The organism is Bradyrhizobium sp. ORS 285 (assembly GCF_900176205.1).
Classification (GTDB): domain Bacteria; phylum Pseudomonadota; class Alphaproteobacteria; order Rhizobiales; family Xanthobacteraceae; genus Bradyrhizobium.
Genome location: NZ_LT859959.1, coordinates 3,924,605 through 3,947,777 on the forward strand (window position 1 = coordinate 3,924,605; position 23,173 = coordinate 3,947,777).

Below are 23,173 nucleotides of genomic sequence, written 5' to 3' on the forward strand. Positions count from 1 at the left end.
TCCCTCTTTCCGCCCCAGGGCAAGGGTATCCCTTGCTGGAAAGCAGCCTGATCCAACGCAATGCCGCGCCCGTTGATACAACGGCCGGCCGAGCGCGGGCGCATGCATGCTGACGGGGCTGGCTCTGCACAGGGAGATTCACATGATCGATCGCAGGATGGTTGTTCTCGGCCTCGGCGCGTCCTTGTCCGGCACAATGCTCGCGTCGCGCGCGGCTCACGCCGACAACGCGGTGAGCAAGACCACGGCTTACCGCTTCACCTTCCCAGTGCCGTCGGGCGAGCCGATTCGCTTGGCCGATTTCACCGGCAAGCCGGTGCTGGTCGTGAACACCGCCTCGCAATGCGGCTACACGCCCCAATATACCGGGCTGCAGCAGCTCTGGAGCGAGTTCCATGAGCGCGGCCTGACCATCATCGCGGTGCCATCGAACGACTTCAACCAGGAGCCGGGGATCGGTGGCGACATTGCCGAGCTCGCCAACAAGGAATACGGCGTTACCTTCCCGATGACGTCGAAGGCTGTCGTCACGGGCTCCAACGCCCATCCGTTCTACCGTTGGGCGGCCGAAGCGCGGCCCAAGGAGACCCCGCGCTGGAACTTCCACAAGTACCTGGTCGGCCGCGACGGCTACATCGCCGACGTGTTCGCCTCGTCGGTCGAGCCGACCGATACGCGGGTCAAAACCGCGGTGGCCCGGATGCTCGCCGCCGGCTGAGCCTCCCTTTAAGCAACACTTGGCAAGAATGCGGCGGGAGCCGGCAACTTCCCCGTGTTTTTGCCTCGTTTCCTTTTGGCGCCGATCCGGCCGCTGGGGTAGTATTCCAAGCCGGATGGTGGAGCGACTCTGGATCCCCGACGCTCCCGTTGCAACAACCCCCGAGGAAACACGATGCGGATTGCGGCTGGATTGGTGTTCGCAGGTTCTCTGGCGGCCTCGCTGTTGGCGTCTGGCGCCGCCTGGTCGCAGGCGCAGCGCACGGCGGCAGCGCCGACGCCCGCTGCAGCTCCGGTGCCGGTCGCAGCCCAAGCGGCTGCGCCCCAGGCCCAGCCGCCGCGCGCGCCCTGCATGAACCCCGAGGCGCTCGGTGTCGGCCGCACCGTCGAGATCGACACGACCGGCGGCCCCGGCTTCGGCTTCGAGCACTTCAAGGACCTCGACTTCCTGAAGGACCATGAAGTCGTGCTGACCTTCGACGACGGCCCGTGGCCGGAGAACACCCCCGGCGTGCTCAAGGCGCTCGCGGACCAGTGCACGACGGGCATCTTCTTCATCATCGGCAAGCACGCGACCTACTATCCGGAGATCCTCAAGCAGGTCTACAACGCCGGCCACACGGTCGGCACGCACACCTGGTCGCATGCCGCGCTGACCAACAAGAAGCTCACCGAGGACCAGCGCAAGGAAGAGATCGAGCTCGGCATCAGCGCCGTGAAATGGGCGCTCGGCGGCAACTCGCCAGCGCCGTTCTTCCGCTTCCCGGCGCTGCAGCACCCGCCGGAGATGGTGACCTATCTCGGCACCCGCAACATCGGCATCTTCTCCTGCGACCTCGACTCGTTCGACTTCAAGGCGAAGAACGCGCAGGCGGTGATCGACGTCACCTTCAAGAAGCTCGACAAGCTCGGCAAGGGCATCATCCTGATGCATGACTTCCACAAGCACACCGCCGAAGCCCTGCCCGAGATGCTGCGCCGCCTGAAGGCCGGCGGCTATAAGGTGGTCGCGATGCGCGCCAAGGCGCCGGTGCAGTCGCTGCCGCAATATGATGAGCAGCTCGGCAAGGTCGCGAAGCTACCGACGGTGAGCCAACGGCCGGTCTCGAGCGTTGTGACGACAGTATCCGAATGAGACAGGATTCCTTTCGTCAGTGACCAAGCTTCGTATTGAAGGTTATGTGATCGTATCGGCCGACGGCATGTTGGCCGATACGGATAATGTGATGCCCGGGGTTCTCAAATTCCCGGGTGACGCTCAGTTCTTCTCCAGCGCGCTGGACGGCGCCGATCTGATCGTCCATGGCCGCAACTCCTATGAGGACCAGCCGAACTCGCCGAAGCGCCGCCGGCTGGTGGTGACCCGCAAGGTCAAAGCGCTGGCGCCCGATCCGGACAAGCCGCTCTCCACGCTGTGGAACCCCGTCGGCGCCTCGTTCGAGCAGGCCTGCGAGGCCGCGGGCGTCGCGACCGGCACCGTGGCGATCATTGGCGGCCCCGTCGTGTTCGACATGTTCATGGACCGCTACGATACCTTCTTCCTGTCACTCGCACCCCGCGTGCAACTGCCCGGCGGCGCGCCCTGCTTCACCGAGGTCGGCCCCGGCCGGTCGCCGCAGCAGGTGCTGACGGCGCACGGCCTGACACCGGCCAATCAGCTGATGCTCGATCCCGACCACGACGTCAGCGTCACCGCCTGGCAGCGCGCAGCCTGATCCGGACCGTCAGATGTCGCCATAGGCGCTTTGCTCAGGCGCCTTGGGGCCCTTGCCGTAGCCGAAGATCATGAACAGCGCGCCGATGATCGAGAGGTTCTTCAGCGCGTCGATCAGGGTCTTGGCGTTGTCGGGCGGGGTCTGGTTCCAGAAATCGTGGAAGTAGAAGATCGTCGCGCCGACGAAGAGGATCATCAGCGCCGCGAAGAACCGCCCGAGGAAATTCAGCGCGATCATCGCGCCGGCGAACACCTCGAAGGCGCCGGAGGCAATGGCCAGGATCTGCGGCATCGGCATCTTCGCTGCCGCCTCGAGCTGCGCCGCATAGGGCGCGAGCAGCGGCGGAATCGTGACCTTGGCGGCGATGATGTCAGCGGTCACCGGAATGCCGAACAGCTTGGTCGCGCCCGAATAGATGAAGATCACGGCGAACAGAACGCGCCCGAACGTAATGAAACCCGGCATTCTCGCCCTCACGGCTGAACTTCAAACAGATACCGCCGGCCTACGCGGCCGGATGTGTGACATCGCGAACGCTTTTCACCAACAAAGGCGGGCGGAATGCGACCGAAACCGGACGAATTCCGCCACACTTCGATCACGTCAGGCGGATCACGCAAACAGCGTCGGCTGCGCCCTCCCCGCCCGCTCCTGGGCTTCGACGGCGGCCACCGCCGTCATGTTGAGAATGCCGCGCGCCGTCACCGACGGCGTCAAGATATGCGCCGGGCGCGCGGGGCCGATCAGGATCGGCCCAACCGGAACCGCATCCGCCAACACCTTGATCATCTGATAGGCCACGTTGGCGGCATCGAGGTTCGGCATGATCAGCACGTTGGCCGAGCCTTCGAGATCCGAATGCGGCAGGATCGCCTTGCGCGCGGTCGCCGACAGCGCGGTATCACCCTGCATCTCGCCGTCCGCTTCGAGGTCCGGGCGATGCTGCTTCAGCAGCGCCGTGGCCTGCCGCATCTTACGGGACGAATCCGTGTCGTAGCCGCCGAAATCGGAGTGTGAGACGAAGGCGATCTTCGGCTTGATGTTGAAGCGCGTGACGTGATTGGCCGCGAGCGACGCCATCTCGGCGAGCTCCTCGGCTGTCGGATCGGGGCGCACCTGGGTATCGCCGATGAAATACGCGCCCTTGCTGGTGATGGTGAGCGCCAGCGCCGCGTAGTCGCTGACCCCCGGCATGAAGCCGATGATCTCGCGCACGTGACGCAGATGGCTCATGTAGCGGCCCTCGACGCCGCAGATCATTGCATCCGCCTCGCCGCGCACGACTGCGAGCGCAGCGATCACGGTGGCATTGGTGCGCACCACCGTGCGCGCCGCATCCGGCGTCACACCACGCCGGCCGGCGATCTCGATGTAGCTCTGCACATAGGAGCGGTAGCGCGGATCGTCCTCGGGGTTGACGAGATCGAAGTCACGCCCGGCCTTGATCGACAGGCCGAAGCGCTTGATGCGCGCCTCGACGACGCTCGGACGTCCGACCAGGATCGGGCGCGCCAGCTTCTCTTCCAGCACCACCTGAGTGGCACGCAGCACGCGCTCGTCCTCGCCCTCGGCGTAGATCACGCGCACCGGCTGCGCCTTCGCTTTCGCGAACACCGGCTTCATCACGAGGCCGGAGCGGAACGCGAAGCGCTCGAGCAGCGCGGTGTACTCGTCGAAATTGGTGATCGGCCGGGTCGCCACGCCCGACTCCATCGCGGCCTTCGCCACCGCCGGCGCGATGCGCAGGATGAGGCGCGGATCGAACGGCGACGGGATCAGCGAGCCCGGGCCAAAGCCCTGGGTCTCGCCGGTGTCGAAGCCGCGGCTCACCGCGTCCGACGGCGGGTCCTGGGCGAGCTGCGCGATCGCATCGACCGCCGCCTGCTTCATCGCCTCGTTGATCGCGGTCGCGCCGACGTCGAGCGCGCCGCGGAAGATGAACGGGAAGCAGAGGACGTTGTTGACCTGGTTCGGAAAGTCCGAACGCCCGGTGCAGATCATCGCGTCCGGCCGCGCCGCGCGCGCCTCCTCCGGCATGATCTCAGGGTTCGGGTTGGCCAGCGCCATGATCAGCGGCTTCTCGGCCATCTGCTTCAGCAGCTCCTGCTTCAGCACGCCGCCGGCGGAGAGCCCTAAGAAGATGTCGGCGCCGCCGATCACATCGGCCAAGGTCCGCTTGTCGGTCTTCTGCGCATAGACCGCCTTCCACGGATCCATCAGCGTGTTGCGGCCCTCATGCACCACACCGTCGATGTCGCAGACCCAGATGTTCTCGCGTTTCGCGCCCATCGAGACGAGCAGATTGAGGCAGGCAATCGCGGCGGCGCCCGCGCCCGAGGTCACGATCTTGACCTCGGAAAGCTGCTTCCCCGCCAGGGACAGCGCGTTCTTGATCGCGGCGCCGACGATGATCGCGGTGCCGTGCTGATCATCGTGGAAGACCGGGATCTTCATCCGCTCCTTGAGCCGCGCCTCGATCTCGAAGCACTCCGGTCCCTTGATGTCCTCGAGATTGATGCCGCCGAAGGTCGGCTCCAGCGCGGCCACCGTCTCGACCACGCGATCAATCGTCTCGGCATTGATCTCGATGTCGAACACGTCGATGCCGGCGAATTTCTTGAACAGGACCGCCTTGCCTTCCATGACCGGCTTGGAGGCCAGCGGGCCGATATTGCCGAGGCCGAGCACGGCGGTCCCGTTGGAAACGACGGCGACGAGGTTGGCGCGCGCCGTCAGCGAGGCGGCCTCCGCCGGATTGTTGGCGATTTCGGTGCACGCTGCCGCCACGCCCGGGGAATAGGCCAGCGCCAGGTCACGCTGGTTGGCGAGCGGCTTGGAGGCCTGGATCTCCAGCTTGCCGGGCCGCGGCAGGCGGTGATAGGCCAGGGCTGCGGAACGAAGATCTTCAGAATAGGACGACGACATACGTGCTCCAGCGTTTCCGACCCGGAATTTTGGTCTCTTGCGTTTCGTTCAGACGTCGGTTTTTCCGGCCGGTGGAAGCGCATGTGATGCACGTTGGACGGCTTTCATGCAACATCCGAAACCATGTTCGTCGGCATCCCGGGCCAGCGATTCCTTAATTCGCAGAAGTACATCCCTACTCCATCGATTTCCCTGAGACCATCACCCTCCTGCTGCCTAAGCGTTGGGCGGAGCATATCGAATGAAACGTGTCGTCATCGCAGTCCTCGTAGCGGTAGCCCTGGGCGCAGCCGGCTTCATCGGCGTCCCCTGGTACGCCCAGGCGCGCGCCGAGCGCGAGGTCGAGGCCAATTTCGCCCAGATCCGCCAGAGCGGCGCCACCGCCACCCACGGCAAGGTCGCCTTCGACCTCTGGTCGCGCAAGTTGACGATCGCCGACGTCAAGCTGGAATCGGCCAGCCAGCCACCGGCGAGCGCCAGCTTCGGCACCGTCACCGCGACCGGGCTGAGCCAGCCCGACAGCGAGCACGTTTCCGCGGCCAGCATTGAGCTGAACGACGTGACGATGAGCGGCCAGGCCGCCGGCCCCGCCGCGCTGCGCATCAGCTACAAGATGCCTCAACTGGTGGTGAAGGATTATGCCGGCCCCGCCCGGTTCGCCGCGATCCCTGCCGGCACCGGCACGCTCGACGTCTACCGGGCGCTCGTCCAGCAGTTCGTCGCGATCAACGCCACCTCGATCACGGTGCCGCGCACCACGGGCACCATGGACGGCGGCGCCGCGACCGGCCCGGCCGAATTCACCTATTCCGGGCTGAGCTTCGACGGCATCAAGGCCGGCCGGATCGCGAGCTACAAGCTCGACGAGGTCACCTTCACGATGAGCCCGCAACAGCCTGGCGGCAAGGCCGATAAGATGCAGGGACGCATCGCGGACATCGTTCACCACGACCTGGACACCAACGCGCTCCTCGCTTTGCTCAGTCCCGATGCCGCCAAGGACGATCGCACCTACCGCGTCTACGGCAAGGTCACGATGGGAGCCTACGAGATCAACTCGTCGGCCGGCATACGCATGCGCATCGACGGCGCGACGCTCGACGAGTTCAACGTCCGTCCGTCGCGCCTGCAACTGCCGGCGCTGATCGCAGCCTTGCCGACCATGCCGTCCGGCCCTCCCACGCCCGAGCAGGGACGCGATCTGATGGAGCGGGTCGCCGGCGTCTATGAAGGCATGGCGATACGCAATGCCGAGATCCGCGGCCTCGCGGTGGAAACCCCGCAGGGCCCGTTCAAGCTCGCGGCGATCCGCGCCGACCTGAAGGACGGCAAGGGCGACATCGCCGTGGAGGGTCTCGACGGCCGCGCGCCGAATGGGCCGGTCAAGCTCGGCCGCTTCGCCCTGAAGGGCTTCGACTTCGCCGGCCTGATGCATTTCGCAGCCAAATATTCCGCCGCCGGCGCCAAGCCCGCCGCGGCCGACGCCGCCGAATTGTTCAAGATGCTCGACGGCGTCGAGCTGAAGGCGCTGACGACGCCCTACACGACCGGCGACAAGCCGGTGCAGATCGACAATATCAGCCTCGACTGGGGCCAGTTCGTCGGTCCCATCCCGACCAAGGCGCGCCTGGTCGCCAAGATGGCCGGGCCACTCGATCCGTCGAACCCGGCGTTGCTGCCGCTGCTGGTCGCCGGCATCGACACCGCCGCGTTCGATGCCGATCTCGGCCTCGGCTGGACCGAGAGCGCTGGGACCTTCGCGCTGGAGCCGTTCAAGCTCGAAGTCAGCAATCTCGTCGCCGCCTCCGCCACCGTGTCGCTGGCGCAGGTGCCGCGCGAGGTGTTCACGGTCGACGTGCAGCAGGCCATGATTGCGGCGGAGAAGATCGAGGCGGCCGGCCTCGCTCTGACGCTGCGCGATCTCGGCGCCGTCGACGTGCTCGTCGCCAACTACGCGCGCGGCCATTCCATCCCCCGCGATGCCGCGCGCAAGGCGCTGGTCGACAGCATCAAGGCGATCGGCGCGCAGGTCGCAGCCGACAATGCCGACGTGGCAAGCGCGGTGGATGCGCTCGGCCGCTTCGTCGAGAGGCCGCGCCAGACCTTCACGCTGAAGCTCTCGCCACGCGCCAAGGTCCCGGCCATGCAGCTCGCCCAGTTGATCGCCATCGACCCGCCGAGCGCCCTGGCGCAGTTCAAGATCAAGGCGCAGACGGCGCCGTAGTTGTTCACTCCCACCTCGCGCAAACGGCGCTCTCTCTCCCCGTCCTTCCGGGGAGAGAGAGCGTTGGCCGCCGCCCCAACTTCAACTTCAACGCAATCCCTTTGATCTACGACGCGTCCCCCGCATGTAGTCGTCGCTCTAAGCAATCACTTTGATGAGCTGACGGACACACCTCCGCGATCCCGCGGCTGACTACGCCCGAGTTATTCCGTTCGTTCGCCCCTCTCTCCTACGAAGAGGGCGCAGGGAATGCCGGGTGCTGGCCGCAACCCATGGCCCGCCTGCGTAAGAAAATGCAGGCGGCAGGTACCACAGGTTCAGCCGGTCATCCGGCATTCCCTGCGCGGTGGGCTTGTCGGCTGCTTCGCGCTCTCCCTGGTGCGCCGGCTTGTTGGCCACCATGGCGACAATACGCTGACGCGCATTGCGCTGGACACCAGCGTCGGGGTGTCGAGACCACGCGACTTGACCGCCTGCACCGTGTCGTTCGTCCACGCACTTACGCACGTTGCGACACGATGCAGCCACCGCCTCCCCGCCTCACGTCTCGTGACGACCGCGAACCGTCCCTCTTCATCGAGGCGGGATGGCCGGAAATGTGGATGTGATTTGCCCGACGGCGCAAGGGAAATGTTTGCGACGAACTAACACGACGGGCAGTTTGCGCATGCGTCGGATGCGACAATTGCCCGTCGGGCGCAAATGAGACGTACGGCATCCCTATTAGTCTGATTACTCACCACGATCGCACCGTGCTTCAGCTATCAACGCAAGGCGCGCCTGTGTACCGATGCAGCCTCTTTCCGTTTGGTCCTGGACGAGCATGACTGTGGCCGTCGAGAACATGAGGCGCAAGGCATTCTACCTGATCTGGCTCGGCGTGAAGACCTGGCGCGACGCGCGGGTCGTGGGGCCGGCCGAGGTGACGACGACCGGCAGCCGGCAGGCGTTTCGCGACGGCATCATCGTGGAGGCGCTCAATCCGAAGACGGCGGCATTCTTCCTGGCCTTCCTTCCGCAATTCGTCGATCCCTCAGGCGACGTCGCCGCGCAGTTCGTCGTGCTCGGGCTGATCTCCGTGGCGCTCAACACCAGCGTCGATCTGGCGGTGACATGGTGGGCGGCCAAGGCCCGGCAAGGGCTCGTCACACGCCCGAGCCTCGTGACGCGGATGCGGAAGGCCTCGGGCGTCGTCATGTGCGGACTCGGCGGCGCACTGCTGCTGGCGAGGCGGGCGAGCTGAGTTGCGCTCGCCACGCCACTATGCTTCGTGCCTACTCCAGCTCGATCGCCTGGTAGGTGCCGGTCTCGTCCAGCGCAGTGCCCCAGATCTTGTGCGAGGCCTGGTGCTCGGCACGGCCGAACGACAGCTTGCTACCGAGGCCGAGATCGATGTTCTGCATCGACTCCAGCGTGTCGACCAAGCGCTCGGTGTCGAGCGGCGTCGTCTGCTTGAGCGCCTGAATCAGGATGTTCGCCGAGATGAAGCCCTCGAGCGAGGTGTAGTCCGGCGCCTCGCCCGGGAAGTACTTCTCCAGCGCCGTCTTGTAGTCGAGCACCAGGCTCGAATAGCCGGCGACCGACGGGACGCCCTGGGTGACGATCACATTCTTGGTGTATTTCGGCCCGAGCAGCTTCAGTTCCGCCGCAAGCGACGACGATCCGACGGCGGAGATGTTGGCGTAGATCAGCCCCGGCACGGCCTCGTGGGTCTTTTCGATGAACTTCGCCGCCGCGCGGTCGGTCGCGATCATGATCACGGCCTTGATCGTGGGCTTCTGCGCCTTCAGCTGGCTGACGGCCTCATCGACCTCGAGCGTGCCACGCGGAAAACCGTAGCGGATGATCGGATCGGTGATGCCTTGCGCGCGGAACGCCTTGGCGACGCCGTTGGCGCCATCGTCGCCATAGCCGTCGTTCTGCGCGAATACCGCGATCTGCTTGGCGGGGATGCGCTTGACCTTCATCAAATAGTGGACGATCGCCGCCGTCTCCTCCGCGTAGCTCGCACGGTAGTTGAAGACGTAGCGGTCGGGCGGGTCGCGGCGCACGATGGCCGAGCCGCTATAGGGCGCGAAGAACAACGCGCGGCGTTCCAGCGCGTACGGGATCGCCAGCGCGTTGTTGGCGGTGCCCATGTTGCCGATGAAGCCGAACACCTGCTCCTTCTCGTAGAGGTGCGTCATCGCGCCGATCGTCTTGGAGGGATCATAGGCGTCGTCGGCCGCGATCAGCCTGAGCTTGCGGCCGTTGATGCCGCCGGCGTCGTTGGCGCGGTTGAACGCCGTCTCGATGCCGACCTTCATCTGGCGCGCGGACTCCTTGCGGACACCCGAGAACGGAATGACGGTGCCGAAACGGATCTCGGTCTCGCTGACGCCACGCGGCAGCGGCGGCGGAAGGTTGGCGGTGGGCTGCGTTGCGGCAGCCGCCGTCGAGGGCGCCAGGGAGAAGGACAGGCTGGGCGCAGCCGACTGCTGCTGGCTGAGCGACCGCTCGAGCTCGGCCAACTGACGCTCAGCGGTCTGGCAATTCACCTGCGAGGACGCGACGCGACCGCGGCCCTCGGCGATGTAGCTGTTGAAGCTGCGGATCAGCCCATCGCGCTCGCCGGTGTTCGACGAACCCTGGCGGATCACCTCACTGAACTGATCGATGATGGTCTGGACCCGCCCCTGGGCGATCTCGCGGCAGGTCGCGGCCTGGCCGACCACCGGGCCGACCCGGGAGGCGAGATCACGAACAGCATCGGGAGAGATGGCAAGAGCGGAGGCGGGAGAAGCGAGGAAGCAGACACCGAGAAGGAGCGCACACCAGCGAACGGTCATATTTGAACTATCCGTTTTCTTCTGATTGGTTGGCCATGCTCACTACATGAGTCAGACAGCAATCCTATTAAGGACGGGTTGCATGACACCGCAACAACCATTCGTCCGATCGGACTGGCCGGGAGCCTGCCACGCGCCGTCCCGCGAGATGACGCGACGAGCGACCACACGCAAGGCGCCGAACTAACAGCCGACCTGCGCGATTAGTTCTCGGAATCAACGGTTTGCCGCATTGCTCTATGGCTTGCCTCGCCGGCCGGACGATGGCGCCGGCGCAGAGCGCTGCCAAGCATCCAACCCGGTCCGGACGCTATCGGACGCCGCGAGAAGTTGTTGGCAGTCTTAACCAGCCTTAACGCGAGACCATCAAATGCACGGCGACGCCTTCAAGGCTGGGTCATCTTGCGTCCGAGCGAGATCGCGCCATGCGGGAGGACTGGCGACGACATGCCGCAGCTCGCAATCGATAACGACCCGGTGAGAGGAAATTGACCCGGGGAGCCGCTCGGTCCCGGCGCAGGCCGCTGGCTGAACCGGCGGTTTGACGATAGCAGCAGGTCGTTAGCTGCGGTGCGGCGTGATGTGCGAGGGGACCTGGAATGCCGTGGACGAATACGAAGCTGGAGTTTGGCGCGGTCGCCAAGATCTTTCATTGGACCAGCGCGGCGGCGTTCATTGCGGCCTATGCGGTGGTCTACTACGTGATCTGGTTCATGGACGACACTGCACCCGAGGTCCTGCCGGTGCTCAACATCCATTGGGTGCTGGACATGATCGTCGGCTTGTCGGTGTTGCCGCGCCTGCTGTGGCGGCTCGTCAACGTGCAGCCGGATCAGCCGCACGCCTCGCATGCCGAGGCGTGGCTCGCGGAATCAGCGCATTGGGGCCTCTACGGCCTGCTGATCCTGATGCCGCTGACCGGCTATATCGGCACCGATGCGCCGACCGATTTCGGACTGTTCGCGCTGCCGAGCTTTCGCGAGACGGCGTTGTTCGGCTGGATGGAGTCGCAATGGGGGATCACCTGGGAGGGGTTCGAGCCGCCGGTCGACGCGGTCCACCATTTCGTCGGCAAATGGATCGCGTGGGTCGTCGTGGCCCTGCACGTCGCCGCCGCGCTGTTTCATCACGTCGTCCGTCGCGACGGCGTGCTGACGCGGATGCTGCCGGGGCGGTCGGTGGCGTGAGGGGGACGTAGGGTGGGCAAAGGCGCTCCCCTGCACTCTCCTCACGGCCATCTGTGGGAGCGCCGTGCCCACCATCTCACGCGGAATGCGCGTATGAACGGTGGGCACGCTGCCGCCTGACGGCGGCCGCTTTGCCCACCCTACATTCGAACGCTGCCGAACTACTTGTTCGGCAAGTTGGGCTTGATGTGCAGCTCGCGGAGCTGCTTGACCGTCGCTTCCGACGGCGCGCCCATCAAGAGGTCCATGGCCTGCTGGTTCATCGGGAACAGCGAGATCTCGCGCAGGTTGGTGGTGCCACAGAGCAGCATCACGATGCGGTCGACGCCGGCGGCCATGCCGCCATGCGGCGGCGCGCCGTACTGGAAGGCGCGGTACATGCCGCCGAAGCGGTCGACCACCTCCTGCTCGCCATAGCCCGCGATCTCGAACGCCTTCACCATCGCTTCCGGCTTGTGGTTGCGGATGCCGCCGGAGGCGATCTCGTAGCCGTTGCAGACAATATCATACTGGAATGCCCGGATGGTCAGTGGATCTTCCGCCTGAAGACCTTCCAAGCCACCTCGCGGCATTGAGAACGGGTTATGGGAGAAATCGATCTTCTTCTCTTGCTCATCGTACTCGTACATCAAGAAGTCGACGATCCACGCAAGCTCGAAGCGATCCTTATCAATAAGTCCCATTTCCTCGCCGATTTTCGTTCGAACGAGGCCGGCGAACTTATAGATGTCTTTCGGCACTCCCATCACGAAGAAAACGGCATCTCCATCGAGCAGACCATTGGATCGCAAATCCCGGTATGGCCGAGCTACCTCGATCGGAAAATTTTCGTCCAGGAAGCTTTCCAGCATGGTCTGTTCCTCGACCGGTACGGGTAACCGGACGAATTGCCCTAATCGACCATTAAGCTCTCGCATGAGGATTGCGGTTCTTTCTGGACCGAGATTCTTGGCAATTGGTCCTGCTCCGGCAACGTCGCCGTCCCTCCAGAAAATATAGCCTAGACCGGGCTGTCCCTCCCCCTTGGCCCAACTGTCCATGCGGTCGCAGAACGCCCGGCTACCACCCTTGGGAGCCGGAATGGCCCAAATCCGAACTTTCTCGTTGTTTGCGATCCCGCGTGCAAACAAGCCAAACCCGGAATCTCGGAAAATGTGTGTGACGTCGTGAATTAGCAGCGGATTCCGCAGGTCTGGTTTGTCTGAGCCGAAGGCGCGAATTGACGCCGAATAAGAAATCCGCGGCCACCCCTTAGTAACCGGCTTGTCCTTAGCAAACTCTTCGAACACGCCGGTGATGACCGGCTCCATCGCCGCGAACACGTCCTCCTGCTCGACGAAGCTCATCTCGACGTCGAGCTGATAGAACTCGCCAGGCAGGCGGTCGGCGCGCGGATCCTCGTCGCGGAAGCAGGGCGCGATCTGGAAGTAGCGGTCGAAGCCGCTCATCATGAGCAGCTGCTTGTACTGCTGCGGCGCCTGCGGCAGCGCGTAGAACTTGCCGGGATGGATGCGCGACGGCACCAGGAAGTCGCGCGCGCCCTCCGGCGACGACGCGGTCAGGATCGGGGTCTGGAATTCGAAGAAGCCCTGCTCCTTCATGCGCCGGCGCATCGAATCGATGATCGCGCCGCGGGTCATGATGTTCTGGTGCAGTCTGTCGCGGCGCAGGTCGAGGAAGCGATATTTCAGCCGGATGTCCTCGGGGTAGTCCTGCTCGCCGAACACCGGCAGCGGCAGCTCGGCCGCGGGGCCCAGCACCTCGATGTCGGCGACATAGAGCTCGACCTGGCCGGTCGGCAGCTCCGCGTTCTCGGTGCCCGCGGGCCGATGGCGCACCTTGCCTTCCATGCGCACGACCCACTCCGAGCGCAGCTTCTCGGCCAGGCCGAACGCCTTGGAGTCGGGATCGACGACGCATTGGGTGATGCCGTAATGGTCGCGCAGATCGACGAACAGCACGCCGCCATGGTCGCGGATGCGATGGCACCAGCCGGACAGCCGGACCGTCTCTCCGATGTTGCTGTCGCGGAGCGCGCCGCAGGTATGGGTCCGGTAGCGATGCATGGTCGTCCTGAATGGTCGGCGTGAGGAAAAGGGAATCGGCGCAGCCTTGAAGGCGCAGGCCGAATGCGCGCTGGGTTTAGCCGAGCCGCCCCGGCGCGGCAACCGCAGGAACGGCTTTTCCGCCCCGGAGGCCCTCATTGCAACCACCGGCGCTGCCGCCGAATTGGGCTGGCGCTGAAGCGCTCATCTGACGGCCGTTTGGGCTCGAAAACCGGCCGCCTTGCGCCTATCTTGGAGTTATGACCGTGCATTTCCCCTTCCAGAACTCCTACGCCGCGCTGCCGGACAATTTCTTTGCCCGGGTGGCCCCGACCCCCGTTGCCGCGCCGCGGCTGATCAAGCTCAACCGACCGCTGGCCGAGGAGCTCGGGCTGAACCCGGCCGAGCTGGAGACGCCGGAGGGCGCGGAGATCCTGGCCGGCAAGACCGTGCCGGAGGGGGCCGAGCCGATCGCGATGGCCTATGCCGGGCACCAGTTCGGGCATTTCGTGCCGCAGCTCGGCGACGGCCGGGCGGTGCTGCTCGGCGAGGTGGTCGACCGCAACGGCGTCCGCCGCGACATCCAGCTCAAGGGCTCCGGCCCGACGCCGTTCTCGCGCCGCGGCGATGGCCGCGCGGCGCTGGGGCCGGTGCTGCGCGAATACATCGTCAGCGAGGCGATGGCGGCCTTGGGCATCCCGACGACCCGATCACTGGCGGCGGTCGTCACCGGCGAGCAGGTCTATCGCGGCACCGCCCTGCCCGGCGCGGTGCTGACGCGGGTCGCCACCAGCCACATCCGGGTCGGCACGTTCCAGTATTTCGCCGCGCGTCAGGACGTCGAGGCCGTCCGCCGGCTCGCCGACCACGTCATCAGCCGGCATTATCCGGATCTCGCCCGCACCGAGCGGCCCTATCACGCGCTGCTCGACGCGGTGATCTCCCGGCAGGCGAAGCTGATCGCCGACTGGCTGCTGGTCGGCTTCATCCACGGCGTCATGAACACCGACAACACGTCCGTCTCGGGCGAGACCATCGATTACGGCCCCTGCGCCTTCATGGATGCCTATGATCCCAAGCAGGTGTTCTCCTCGATCGATGAGTTCGGCCGCTACGCCTTCGCCAACCAGCCGCGCATCGCGATGTGGAACCTGACCCGGCTGGCCGAATGCCTGCTGCCCCTGTTCGACCCCGACAAGGACCAGGCGATCAAGCAGGCCGAAGCCGCGCTCGACGGCTTTGCCGCCCAGTTCACCGAGGCGCACCAGGCCGGCCTGCGCCGCAAGCTCGGGCTATCAACGCAAACGGAGGGCGACCAGCCTCTGGCGCAGGCGCTGTTCGACACCATGGCCGCGGCCAAGGCCGATTTCACTCTGACCTTCCGCCGGCTCAGCGACGCCGCCGGCAGCGGCGATCTCAGCGCGGTCCGCGCTTTGTTCGAGGATCCCACCGGCTTCGACGAATGGGCGGCGCGCTGGCAGCAGCGCCTGGCCCAGGAACCGCAGACGCCGGCCGAGCGGCGCGAGGCCATGCGCAAGGTCAATCCGGCCTTCATCCCGCGCAACCACCGCATCGAGGCGGTCATCACGGCAGCCGTGGAGAACGACGACTACAAGCCGTTCGAAGAGCTGCATGCGGTGCTGGCAAGGCCCTATGAGGACCAGCCGGAGCGGGCTGATTATGCCGAGCCGCCGCAGCCTGAGGAGCGCGTGCTGCAGACCTTCTGCGGCACCTGACACGCAGTCTTAACTTCGCGTCCACCATCGCCTCGACCGCGCCGGGGTCCTTAAGAAACGATCAACGCAGCCCCGACAAGTTGAAGCAACAACTCGGAGGTCTGAGACGTGGACGCGCTGGTGTTCGAATTCATGGGTCTGGCGATGATCGCGCTGTGCCTGATCGTGCTGGCGGTGCCGTCCGGACGGCGCCCGTCCGGCCGCGTCCGGCATCACTGAGGGCTCTACGGGACCGCCCGGCATCAACCATAGAGCGATCAGCTGACATTGCGGCGCTTGCGTTCCGGCCCGATAAGGCCGACAAGCGGAGATGAATTTCGTCTCGTACCCTTTGCCGACACCCTTGACTTGTCAGCGTTTTCGGACGACGGCGTAAGAGCCTCGTCATGGATCGTTCATGGACTTGATCACCACCACCGCGGACCTCGCAGCCGCCTGCGCCCGCCTCGCCCAGCACCCGGTCATCACCGTCGATACCGAGTTCCTGCGGGAAACCACCTACTACCCCCTGCTCTGCGTCGTGCAGCTGGCCAGCGCGGATGAGGCCGTGGTGATCGACGCGCTCGCGGAAGGGATCGATCTCAAATCCTTCTTCGAGCTGATGGCCAATGAGAAGGTCCTGAAGGTCTTCCACGCCGCCCGCCAGGACATCGAGATCATCTGGCACCGCGCCGGCATCGTCCCGCACCCGATCTTCGACACCCAGGTCGCCGCGATGGTGCTGGGGTACGGCGATAGCATCGCCTACGACCAGCTGGTGGAGCGCATCACCGGCCACCGCCCCGACAAGACTCACCGCTTCACCGACTGGTCGCGCCGCCCGCTCACCAAGGAGCAGGCCCACTACGCCGAGGCCGACGTCACCCATCTGCGCGACGTGTTCGCAGCCCTGGACGCCGACCTGAAGAAGCGCGGCCGCAGCGACTGGGTCAGCGAGGAGATGGAGATCCTGACCTCGCCCAAGACCTACGACTTCCATCCCGAACGCGCCTGGGAACGGCTGAAGACCCGTGTCCGCAAGCCGAAGGAGCTGGCGGTGCTGATCGAGGTCGCCGCCTGGCGCGAGCAGGAGGCGCAGAGCCGCGACGTGCCGCGCAGCCGCGTGATGAAGGACGACGCGGTCGGCGACATCGCCACACACGCGCCGACCTCGATCGAGAAGCTCGGCAACCTGCGCTCGCTGCCCAAGGGCTTCGAACGCTCCAAATGGGGGTCCGACATCGTCGCCGCCGTGCAGCGCGGGCTGGCCCGTGACCTCGCCGCCCTGCCGAAGCTGGAGAAGCCGCGCAACAACTCCAACGGCGCTGCGATCGTCGAACTGCTCAAGGTCCTGCTGCGCATGACGTCGGAACGGCATGCGGTGGCCAGCAAGGTCATCGCCACCGTCGACGATCTCGAGCAGATCGCCGCCGACGACCATGCCGACGTCGCTGCACTGCAGGGCTGGCGCCGTGAGCTGTTCGGCGAGGCCGCGCTGGCGCTGAAGCACGGCAAGCTCGCGCTGGCCATCGACAAGGGCCGCGTGATCCGCGTCGACAGGACCTGACGGACTGCTGGCCCTCACGACACTACGATCGGTTGCCGCTCAGGGAATTTACCCAGGTGATTGCGGAGCGCCGCATGCGCGGCGATTCTGCCACACTTTCACTCTGAATCGGCCGAGCCCCTCAACTCCGCCTCGATTGTCTGGGACACCTCGACCAGGGCCAAGGAAAGGATGTAGGCGCTCGTCGGCAGGTTGAGCTGGCGCGCCCTCGCGATGGCCGCCTGGAGGCTGCTCGCCAACTCTTTGAGCTCTTCCTCTCGGGTCATGTCGTGGTCTCGATCGTGATGTCGGTGCTGGAGCTGCCCGTGTGAGCAAAGACGATTGCGAGCCGCCGGAACAGAAGCTGCTGCGGCTGCTGAGCGAAAATCCTGTTGATTTGCACGTCGTCGAGGCGTTGCGTCTGGTCGTTGCATTCAACAAGATCACCAACCCATCGGATCGGCGCATGGTGATCGAACTAGCGGAGCGGCTCGCAGGCTGCTGACGGCGCCGTCTCACACCGCGAGACGGCCGCTCGCCCCGATCAGTTCAGCGCTGTCGATGATGCCCGCGAAATTGCCGATCACCCGGGTCACGACCAGCTTGTAGGCGACGACGTCACCGTCACAGGCCTTGCGGCAGGCCACCGCATCCCCGATCACCTGGTAGCGGTGGCTGCGATGGAAACCGTCCACCACCGTCGAGAGGATCGTCTCGTCCAGCGAGAAGCCGAGCATCACGCAACGGATGCTGCGCATGTTCGACATGTAGTCGGCGAACCGCGCCGAGCTGTAGGCCGATGGCAGCGGATGCTCGAACGTGAGTTCGCCCGGCTTCGGCTTGAAGTCATCGAGCCAGTTCGTGAGGTTGGAGGCCGGGTTGAACCAGGCCGCCCGAGCAATCCGCTTGAGGTGGACCACCGGCCAGAGATGATCGCGCCAGAGCTCGATCAACTGCCGGCACCGGGTCATGACCACCTCGCCGTCCGCGATCAGGTGCTTGCGTCCTTCAGCGAGATATTCGCACTGCAGATCGGCGCACACCAGAACCGGCGGGTCGGTGTCGGTCGCGCCGAACGGATCGCGGCTCTGCATCAGGGTCTCGCTGCAGCAAATTCACGCAAGGGCGAGGACGCCGGACGCCCTGCGGAGAGATCGAGCACGCCCGGCCGATCCCAATCGCCCTCGGGACGAATGATCATGTAGGGATCGCTGTCGAGCGTGATCGCATCGGAGCACGGCTCGAGATCCAGCACCATCTCCGTGTAGGAGAAATCTGAGAAGGTCAGCTTCCGATTATGGCCGAGCGGCTTGGCGCCGAAATGAGCCCAGAAGTCGACCAGGCGATCCTGCGCATGGCCATAGGCCTTCTTGAAGCCCTTGCGCCGGCAATAATCCAGCGCCTCGCGGACGAGCTTGAACGACAGCCGCGAGCGCCGATATTGATGGCGCACGGCGAGCCGTTCGACCTTGGCGAACTCGCCGAAGAAGCGCACACGCACGCATCCGGCCGGCTCGTTGCCGACGAAGCCGAGGAAATGCGCGGCGACGAGATCGTTGCCGTCGAACTCCTCCTCCATCGGACAATCCTGCTCGGCGAGATAGACCGCCGACCGGATCGCGGTGACGAGCATCAGATCGTTCGGATCGCGCGCGATGCGCACCGTGATCGCACGTGGATTCGATTTCGTCGTCTTGACCGAACTAATGCCGTGCATCCGCCAGACTCCCTTTCACGAACTGCGTGGTCGATTGAAGCGAAGGCGCCAGCACCTCCGGCAGACGGTTCCAGGGGCGTTGGTACCACCAGAGATCCGGCTGAAAACTCGCAAGCGGCGCGAAGCCGAGCGCACCGAGGAACGCCCGTCCTTCCGCGCTCGATGGCTGCGCATAGTAATCAGCCGCGCGATATCGCGGCGCGCGCATCGCATGGGCGACGTTGCCGAGCCCGACGGCGCCGCGTCCCCGCGCCACCAGCGCCCAGACATAGATCGCTGCAGCGTCTTCGTCGGGTCGCGCCAGATATTGGCGCGGCGGTTCGTTCAAATTGAACTCATCCAGCAGCAGCGCGTCGAGGCCGGCGCAATTCAGATAGAGAAAGGCAATGCCGCCGAGCAGCCGCTTGCCGCGGCAGAGCGCGAAGATCGACTCCGGGTCGTGCCGCAAGAACTCCGCGAGCTCACGCTCGGACGCGCGCACCCCCGGAATTTCCCGCCGCGCCAGTGCGGCGAGCTCGCCCAGCAGATCGGGCGTGACCGGATGTGCTGCGATCATTTCTGTTAGCGGCAATGCGTCCAGCTGATGTCTCGCTGTGAATTCTGTGCTTCCGCGCTGCAGGATCTGCATCTATGTTTCCAGCTTGGCTTTGATGACGTCATCATACTTGTCGGGGCTGGAGTGTATGCGGCAACATTTGCATCGGGGTGCTGCATCCACGCAGCGCGGGAAATCTGACGAAACGCTTAATGCGTCCTGGGAAGATTTAAGAGCATTTCTACTATGTACCCGGCACCGGAGTTTCAGGAACGCGGCGGAGGTTCTCGGCCTCACCGGAACCACATTGATGCGTAAGATCGATCGGCTGGAGGACGAGCTCGGCTTCAAGCTCTTCATTCGTGATCAATCGGGCCTGTCGCTCAGTGACGAAGGTCGATCGCTGCTGTTCGACGTCGAACAGATGGAACGGCTGAGCTTCAACATCTTCCGGCGCGCCTCGCTTTCGACCGATACGCAAGGCTCGGTGCGTGTCGCCGTGACGGAGGGGCCGGGCAATTTCTGGATCCTGCCGCGACTGATCGATTTCCAGAAGACCTATCGCAGGATCACCGTCGATCTGAGCTGCGCGATGCAGCAGGCCGACGTCTCGCGCCTGGAGGCGGACATCTCGATCCAGTTCGAACGGCCGACCAACCCCGACGTGATCGTCGCAAAGCTCGGGCGGCTGCACATCTACGGCTTCGTGTCCGAGGCCTATCGCGAGGCGCATGGCCTGCCGACATCGCTGGCCGATCTGAAGAACCATCGGATCGTCAAGCAGCACGGCGTGCAGCTCGACGAGACGGGCTATGCGCGCATCCTCGGACTGGAGTCGCTGGAAGGCATCGTCGGCATCTCCACCAATTCAAGCGTGGCCGTGCTCTACGCCGTCGAGCGCGGCGCCGGCATCGGCTTTCTGCCGACATCGGCCATCGCCCTCGGCGCGCCGCTGGTTCCCGTCGATCTCGGCATCAACTACCACATGGATCTGTGGCTCACCTATCACAAGGAGTTCCGCACGTCCGATCGGCACAAGGTGGTGATCGACTGGTTGAAACGCATCTTCGATCCGAAGGTGCACGCCTGCTTCCGGGACGAGTTCATCCATCCCACCGATCTCGTGCCGCTGATGGCCGAGGCGCGCGAGGTCGTCGGCTTCAATGGCTACGTGGCGCCGAAGCCGGTCTGACCGCTACCACTTGAGCTCAAGCCCGAGCGTGCCCTGGTGCGACTGCAGCACCGAGCGGAGTTTGGCGTCGTAGTTGAGGTAGACGCGCGCCGTGCTGTTCAGCGACAACGACAGGGCGGCGCCGGTATCGGCGCCGTAGCGCCCTTCGCCGAGGCCTTGCAGCGTAATGCTCTGCGCACCAAGGCTGACCGTGATTGCGCCGAGATTCTGCATGAAATTGTCGACGAACTTGCCGTAGGCCGAGACGTCGAGGATCTTGCCGTCCAGGATGAAGTATCGGCCCACCTCGGCGCCCGCCAGTACGCGGCCGCGCTCCAGCGAGGTGCCGCTGACCGCCAGCGGATCCAGACCACCGGCCTCCTGGAACGCCGCGGTCGTGGCGCGCGCATATTCGAAAGCAAGCTTCGGGACCACCCGGCTCTCGCCGGAGCTCCAGTAGTAGTCGAGCTCGCTGAGTACGCCGGTGATATGGGCGCCGTAGCCCGCGGTGCTAGCCCCCAGGCTGGTCTGGCGTCGCGCATTGATGCCGCCGAAGCCGTGGACGATGGCGATGGCCCAGGTCCAGGGACCGTGGTCGACCGAGGCGTTGAAGCCAAACTGGGTGAGGTCCAGCGTGGCGGACTGCAGCGCGAGCGGCACGTCGACGCGGGTGCGGCTCTGGTCGATCGACAGCCCGGCATTCACGCCGGGAGCCAGACGCATGCCGACACCAGCGACGCCGCCCCAGGTGGTTCTCTTGTCGCCGACGAAATCACCTTGCGCGCTCGAGCGCGCGTTGAGGCCATAGGCCTCGCCCCAGGTCCGGAACCTCGGCTGCTCCGCCGCTTCGGACGCACCCCCGCCGCCGGGATTGCTGCGCTGCAGCCTGCTGCCTCCGAACGTCGCCTGATTGCCGAGCCGTTCGAGAAAATTCGATCCGAGATCGAGCACTGACCGGCCGGAGGACAGGTCAGAACTAATCGCGCCCGGAACCGGGCTGGGCGATGGGCTCGGTGTCGGCGTCGGAGTAGGCGTAGGTGTGGGGCTGGCCGCGATACTGGGGAGACTTGCGGCATGAGCCGAACGCAACGCCGGAACCCCGGCTGCGAGCGCGGCGGCGAACGACACTGCGAGGCATGCGCCGGCCAAGGATCGTTCGCCTCGTCTGACCTGAGATGGTCCCCGCATCGCCGTCCCGTCGCGCGCTCAAATTGCTTAAAAATTCCCTGGCAGGATTTGCCCGCAGTCCCAGCGGCGGTCAATCACGATCACCGCCTTCGGACCTGCCCTCAGCAGGATAGTGGTTCCCGCGCCACAACGCCTCTGCACGGCAGGCGCGACTCCGCGACGCGTTCTCATCTGCCCGGCAAACTTGCTATCGCCGAAAAATCGTGTTGCAATCCCGACAACAATCGGATCTGGCCGTTCGACTGTGCGTTTCGTTACACCTGAAATTCAGCAGACTTCGGAGAGCCCGCTTGTGGCGTGGCACGCGAGAGCGTGACCGCGTCTTTTTTTCGTCTAGACGAGGAGACAGCGATGCCGACCCACAAAGGCAGCGTGAAATGGTTCAACCCGACCAAGGGGTATGGCTTCATCAAACCGACCGGTGGAGACAAGGACGTGTTCGTCCACATCTCGGCCGTCGAGCGTGCCGGACTGACCACGCTCAATGAGAACCAGGCGATCGAGTATGATCTGGTCGAGAGCCGCGGCAAGACATCGGCGGAGAACTTGAAGCTCTCTTGAGTTGCTGCGGGGCTCGGCGTGCTGACTGCGCCGGTCTCTATCAACAAACTTCGCGCAACACCAACGCGCGCGAATGACCAGACTTCGTCAGCCCTTGATGCCCCCGGCCTTGCCGGGGATTTTTTTGTCCATCGCGACCTCAGCGATGACGATGCACGACTGTATCTGCGGAGAGATACCCCTCACCCGAGCGAGCCCGCGGATCGGCCGTCGATGCCCTCTCCCACAAGGGGCGAGGGCACTGCATCGAGCAGTCTCGTCGCTGCAACAAGCCGTGCTTCAAGCTCGATATTAGAGCCAACGCGGTGATTATGAATGCGCCCTCGCTCCTTGTGGGAGAGGGCTAGACGGTGGCAGCGTCACACTCTTTCGGGTGAGGGGTTCTCTCCGCGCGCGCCCTGCCTCAGCCAGATCTCGATATTAGCAAATAGAGTCTAACCCCAACTACGAAACTAGCGGCCAGATCATCACCTGATCCGCCTGCTCCGTCGCCGAGGTCCGGCAGAGATCGCCTTCCAGCCGGACCAGATCCTTCGCAAGCAGCTTCAGCGCTTCGGGATAGATCCGATGCTCGACGCCAAGGATGCGCTCCGACAGCGTGTCGGCCGTGTCGTCATCCCGCACCACGACCGCTCCCTGCATCACGATCGGGCCGGCGTCGGTCTCCGGAATGACGAAATGCACGGTCGCGCCGGACAGCTTGACGCCGGCGCGCAGCGCCTGGCCGTGCGGATCGAGTCCGGGGAAGGACGGCAGCAGCGAAGGGTGGATGTTCAGCATCCGGCCATACCAGCGCTGCACGAACCCGGCGGTGAACAGCCGCATGAAGCCGGCGAGGCAGATGATCTCGATGCCGCGCGCATCCAGCGCCGCCTGCAGCTTGGCCTCAAAACCGGCGCGATCCTTGCCGAACGGCTTGCTCTCGATCACCTCGACGGCGATCCCGCTCTCCGCCGCCTTTTGCAGGCCGGCGGCATCGGCACGGTTGGAGATCACGACGGCGATCTCGGCCGGGAAATCCGGCTGCGCCGCCGCGCGGATCAAGGCGGCCATGTTGGAGCCGCGACCGGAAATCAGGATGGCGACGCGGCGCTTCATC

At 65.0% G+C, this 23,173-nt stretch carries 21 protein-coding genes; 11 read left to right on the forward strand and 10 right to left on the reverse strand.

Annotation, left to right across the window (positions count from 1 at the left end; genetic code table 11):
- Positions 1-142 precede the first annotated feature (142 nt).
- The 3 genes from BRAD285_RS17670 (at position 143) to BRAD285_RS17680 (ending at position 2,432) form a co-directional block, all read left to right on the forward strand.
- On the forward strand, positions 143-718 hold the full coding sequence (locus tag BRAD285_RS17670) for a glutathione peroxidase (protein WP_035647588.1): 576 nt from the start codon (positions 143-145) through the stop codon (positions 716-718).
- Between the two features lie 174 nt (positions 719-892).
- Positions 893-1,852: a polysaccharide deacetylase family protein gene (locus BRAD285_RS17675; RefSeq protein WP_006613470.1), complete on the forward strand. Its 960-nt coding sequence runs from the start codon at positions 893-895 to the stop codon at positions 1,850-1,852.
- Positions 1,853-1,871: 19 nt separating this feature from the next.
- Complete coding sequence (locus BRAD285_RS17680) at positions 1,872-2,432, forward strand: dihydrofolate reductase family protein (RefSeq protein ID WP_006613469.1); 561 nt, start codon at positions 1,872-1,874, stop codon at positions 2,430-2,432.
- Positions 2,433-2,441: 9 nt separating this feature from the next.
- Here the strand turns inward: BRAD285_RS17680 and BRAD285_RS17685 are convergent, their stop codons facing one another.
- Positions 2,442-2,897 carry a DoxX family protein gene (locus tag BRAD285_RS17685; protein WP_006613468.1) on the reverse strand — a complete coding sequence of 152 codons (456 nt, stop codon included), beginning with the start codon at positions 2,895-2,897 and terminating at the stop codon, positions 2,442-2,444.
- Between the two features lie 147 nt (positions 2,898-3,044).
- Positions 3,045-5,357, reverse strand: coding sequence for an NADP-dependent malic enzyme (locus tag BRAD285_RS17690; RefSeq protein ID WP_006613467.1), 2,313 nt, complete (start codon positions 5,355-5,357; stop codon positions 3,045-3,047).
- Between the two features lie 241 nt (positions 5,358-5,598).
- On the opposite strand from BRAD285_RS17690, the gene BRAD285_RS17695 reads away from it, so the two are divergent.
- On the forward strand, positions 5,599-7,581 hold the full coding sequence (locus BRAD285_RS17695) for a hypothetical protein (protein ID WP_006613466.1): 1,983 nt from the start codon (positions 5,599-5,601) through the stop codon (positions 7,579-7,581).
- A gap of 823 nt (positions 7,582-8,404) precedes the next feature.
- The gene (locus tag BRAD285_RS17705) at positions 8,405-8,824 is read left to right on the forward strand and encodes a LysE family translocator (RefSeq protein ID WP_244422292.1); all 420 of its coding nucleotides are present in this window, start codon (positions 8,405-8,407) and stop codon (positions 8,822-8,824) included.
- Between the two features lie 31 nt (positions 8,825-8,855).
- Here BRAD285_RS17705 and BRAD285_RS17710 read toward each other — a convergent pair whose 3' ends face one another.
- Complete coding sequence (locus BRAD285_RS17710) at positions 8,856-10,409, reverse strand: ABC transporter substrate-binding protein (RefSeq protein ID WP_006613463.1); 1,554 nt, start codon at positions 10,407-10,409, stop codon at positions 8,856-8,858.
- 599 nt (positions 10,410-11,008) lie between these two features.
- Here BRAD285_RS17710 and BRAD285_RS17715 point away from each other — a divergent pair.
- Positions 11,009-11,596 (forward strand): cytochrome b, encoded by a 588-nt coding sequence (locus BRAD285_RS17715; RefSeq protein WP_006613462.1) that lies wholly within the window; start codon positions 11,009-11,011, stop codon positions 11,594-11,596.
- 161 nt (positions 11,597-11,757) lie between these two features.
- On the opposite strand, the gene aspS is transcribed toward BRAD285_RS17715, so the two are convergent.
- Positions 11,758-13,662 (reverse strand): aspartate--tRNA ligase, encoded by a 1,905-nt coding sequence (gene aspS / locus BRAD285_RS17720; RefSeq protein ID WP_006613461.1) that lies wholly within the window; start codon positions 13,660-13,662, stop codon positions 11,758-11,760.
- Positions 13,663-13,901: 239 nt separating this feature from the next.
- Between aspS and BRAD285_RS17725 the strand changes: the two genes are divergently transcribed.
- On the forward strand, positions 13,902-15,377 hold the full coding sequence (locus BRAD285_RS17725) for a YdiU family protein (RefSeq protein ID WP_006613460.1): 1,476 nt from the start codon (positions 13,902-13,904) through the stop codon (positions 15,375-15,377).
- A gap of 397 nt (positions 15,378-15,774) precedes the next feature.
- Positions 15,775-16,923 carry a ribonuclease D gene (rnd, locus tag BRAD285_RS17730; protein ID WP_006613458.1) on the forward strand — a complete coding sequence of 383 codons (1,149 nt, stop codon included), beginning with the start codon at positions 15,775-15,777 and terminating at the stop codon, positions 16,921-16,923.
- A gap of 98 nt (positions 16,924-17,021) precedes the next feature.
- Here rnd and BRAD285_RS35820 read toward each other — a convergent pair whose 3' ends face one another.
- Complete coding sequence (locus BRAD285_RS35820; RefSeq protein ID WP_006613457.1) at positions 17,022-17,189, reverse strand: hypothetical protein; 168 nt, start codon at positions 17,187-17,189, stop codon at positions 17,022-17,024.
- Positions 17,190-17,230: 41 nt separating this feature from the next.
- On the opposite strand from BRAD285_RS35820, the gene BRAD285_RS35825 reads away from it, so the two are divergent.
- Positions 17,231-17,407 carry a hypothetical protein gene (locus BRAD285_RS35825; RefSeq protein ID WP_172889789.1) on the forward strand — a complete coding sequence of 59 codons (177 nt, stop codon included), beginning with the start codon at positions 17,231-17,233 and terminating at the stop codon, positions 17,405-17,407.
- A gap of 10 nt (positions 17,408-17,417) precedes the next feature.
- Here the strand turns inward: BRAD285_RS35825 and BRAD285_RS17735 are convergent, their stop codons facing one another.
- Genes BRAD285_RS17735 through BRAD285_RS17745 form a run of 3 tightly spaced genes read right to left on the reverse strand, consistent with a single transcriptional unit; the run spans position 17,418 to position 19,247 of the window.
- On the reverse strand, positions 17,418-17,996 hold the full coding sequence (locus BRAD285_RS17735; RefSeq protein WP_006613456.1) for an isochorismatase family protein: 579 nt from the start codon (positions 17,994-17,996) through the stop codon (positions 17,418-17,420).
- A complete protein-coding gene (locus tag BRAD285_RS17740) occupies positions 17,996-18,619 on the reverse strand; it encodes a GNAT family N-acetyltransferase (protein ID WP_006613455.1) in 624 nt (207 codons plus the stop codon). Before BRAD285_RS17740 ends, BRAD285_RS17735 begins: the two co-directional genes overlap by 1 nt.
- Positions 18,606-19,247, reverse strand: a complete 642-nt coding sequence (locus tag BRAD285_RS17745; protein WP_006613454.1) for a hypothetical protein — start codon at positions 19,245-19,247, stop codon at positions 18,606-18,608. The genes BRAD285_RS17740 and BRAD285_RS17745 overlap by 14 nt, the downstream gene beginning before the upstream one ends.
- A gap of 55 nt (positions 19,248-19,302) precedes the next feature.
- Here BRAD285_RS17745 and BRAD285_RS17750 point away from each other — a divergent pair, with 55 nt between their 5' ends.
- Positions 19,303-20,346, forward strand: coding sequence for a LysR family transcriptional regulator (locus BRAD285_RS17750; protein ID WP_006613453.1), 1,044 nt, complete (start codon positions 19,303-19,305; stop codon positions 20,344-20,346).
- 3 nt (positions 20,347-20,349) lie between these two features.
- Here the strand turns inward: BRAD285_RS17750 and BRAD285_RS17755 are convergent, their stop codons facing one another.
- Entirely contained in the window at positions 20,350-21,513 is a 1,164-nt protein-coding gene (locus tag BRAD285_RS17755) for an autotransporter outer membrane beta-barrel domain-containing protein (protein WP_006613452.1), read from the reverse strand.
- Between the two features lie 351 nt (positions 21,514-21,864).
- On the opposite strand from BRAD285_RS17755, the gene BRAD285_RS17760 reads away from it, so the two are divergent.
- Positions 21,865-22,074: a cold-shock protein gene (locus BRAD285_RS17760; protein WP_006613451.1), complete on the forward strand. Its 210-nt coding sequence runs from the start codon at positions 21,865-21,867 to the stop codon at positions 22,072-22,074.
- Between the two features lie 444 nt (positions 22,075-22,518).
- Here BRAD285_RS17760 and purN read toward each other — a convergent pair whose 3' ends face one another.
- Complete coding sequence (gene purN / locus BRAD285_RS17765) at positions 22,519-23,172, reverse strand: phosphoribosylglycinamide formyltransferase (protein ID WP_006613450.1); 654 nt, start codon at positions 23,170-23,172, stop codon at positions 22,519-22,521.
- Position 23,173: the final 1 nt, after the last annotated feature.

Excerpts from the sequence above, each read along its gene's own strand:
- BRAD285_RS17745 (WP_006613454.1), bottom strand. The coding sequence starts at position 19,247 with ATGCAGATCCTGCAGCGCGGAAGCACAGAATTCACAGCGAGACATCAG.
- purN (WP_006613450.1), bottom strand. The coding sequence starts at position 23,172 with ATGAAGCGCCGCGTCGCCATCCTGATTTCCGGTCGCGGCTCCAACATG.
- BRAD285_RS17740 (WP_006613455.1), bottom strand. The coding sequence starts at position 18,619 with ATGCACGGCATTAGTTCGGTCAAGACGACGAAATCGAATCCACGTGCG.
- BRAD285_RS17675 (WP_006613470.1), top strand. The coding sequence starts at position 893 with ATGCGGATTGCGGCTGGATTGGTGTTCGCAGGTTCTCTGGCGGCCTCG.
- BRAD285_RS17725 (WP_006613460.1), top strand. The coding sequence starts at position 13,902 with ATGACCGTGCATTTCCCCTTCCAGAACTCCTACGCCGCGCTGCCGGAC.
- BRAD285_RS17760 (WP_006613451.1), top strand. The coding sequence starts at position 21,865 with ATGCCGACCCACAAAGGCAGCGTGAAATGGTTCAACCCGACCAAGGGG.
- BRAD285_RS17690 (WP_006613467.1), bottom strand. The coding sequence starts at position 5,357 with ATGTCGTCGTCCTATTCTGAAGATCTTCGTTCCGCAGCCCTGGCCTAT.
- BRAD285_RS17670 (WP_035647588.1), top strand. The coding sequence starts at position 143 with ATGATCGATCGCAGGATGGTTGTTCTCGGCCTCGGCGCGTCCTTGTCC.
- BRAD285_RS17715 (WP_006613462.1), top strand. The coding sequence starts at position 11,009 with ATGCCGTGGACGAATACGAAGCTGGAGTTTGGCGCGGTCGCCAAGATC.
- rnd (WP_006613458.1), top strand. The coding sequence starts at position 15,775 with ATGGACTTGATCACCACCACCGCGGACCTCGCAGCCGCCTGCGCCCGC.
- BRAD285_RS17685 (WP_006613468.1), bottom strand. The coding sequence starts at position 2,897 with ATGCCGGGTTTCATTACGTTCGGGCGCGTTCTGTTCGCCGTGATCTTC.
- BRAD285_RS17735 (WP_006613456.1), bottom strand. The coding sequence starts at position 17,996 with ATGCAGAGCCGCGATCCGTTCGGCGCGACCGACACCGACCCGCCGGTT.
- BRAD285_RS35820 (WP_006613457.1), bottom strand. The coding sequence starts at position 17,189 with ATGACCCGAGAGGAAGAGCTCAAAGAGTTGGCGAGCAGCCTCCAGGCG.
- BRAD285_RS17755 (WP_006613452.1), bottom strand. The coding sequence starts at position 21,513 with ATGCGGGGACCATCTCAGGTCAGACGAGGCGAACGATCCTTGGCCGGC.
- BRAD285_RS17750 (WP_006613453.1), top strand. The coding sequence starts at position 19,303 with ATGCGGCAACATTTGCATCGGGGTGCTGCATCCACGCAGCGCGGGAAA.
- BRAD285_RS17710 (WP_006613463.1), bottom strand. The coding sequence starts at position 10,409 with ATGACCGTTCGCTGGTGTGCGCTCCTTCTCGGTGTCTGCTTCCTCGCT.
- aspS (WP_006613461.1), bottom strand. The coding sequence starts at position 13,662 with ATGCATCGCTACCGGACCCATACCTGCGGCGCGCTCCGCGACAGCAAC.
- BRAD285_RS17705 (WP_244422292.1), top strand. The coding sequence starts at position 8,405 with ATGACTGTGGCCGTCGAGAACATGAGGCGCAAGGCATTCTACCTGATC.
- BRAD285_RS17695 (WP_006613466.1), top strand. The coding sequence starts at position 5,599 with ATGAAACGTGTCGTCATCGCAGTCCTCGTAGCGGTAGCCCTGGGCGCA.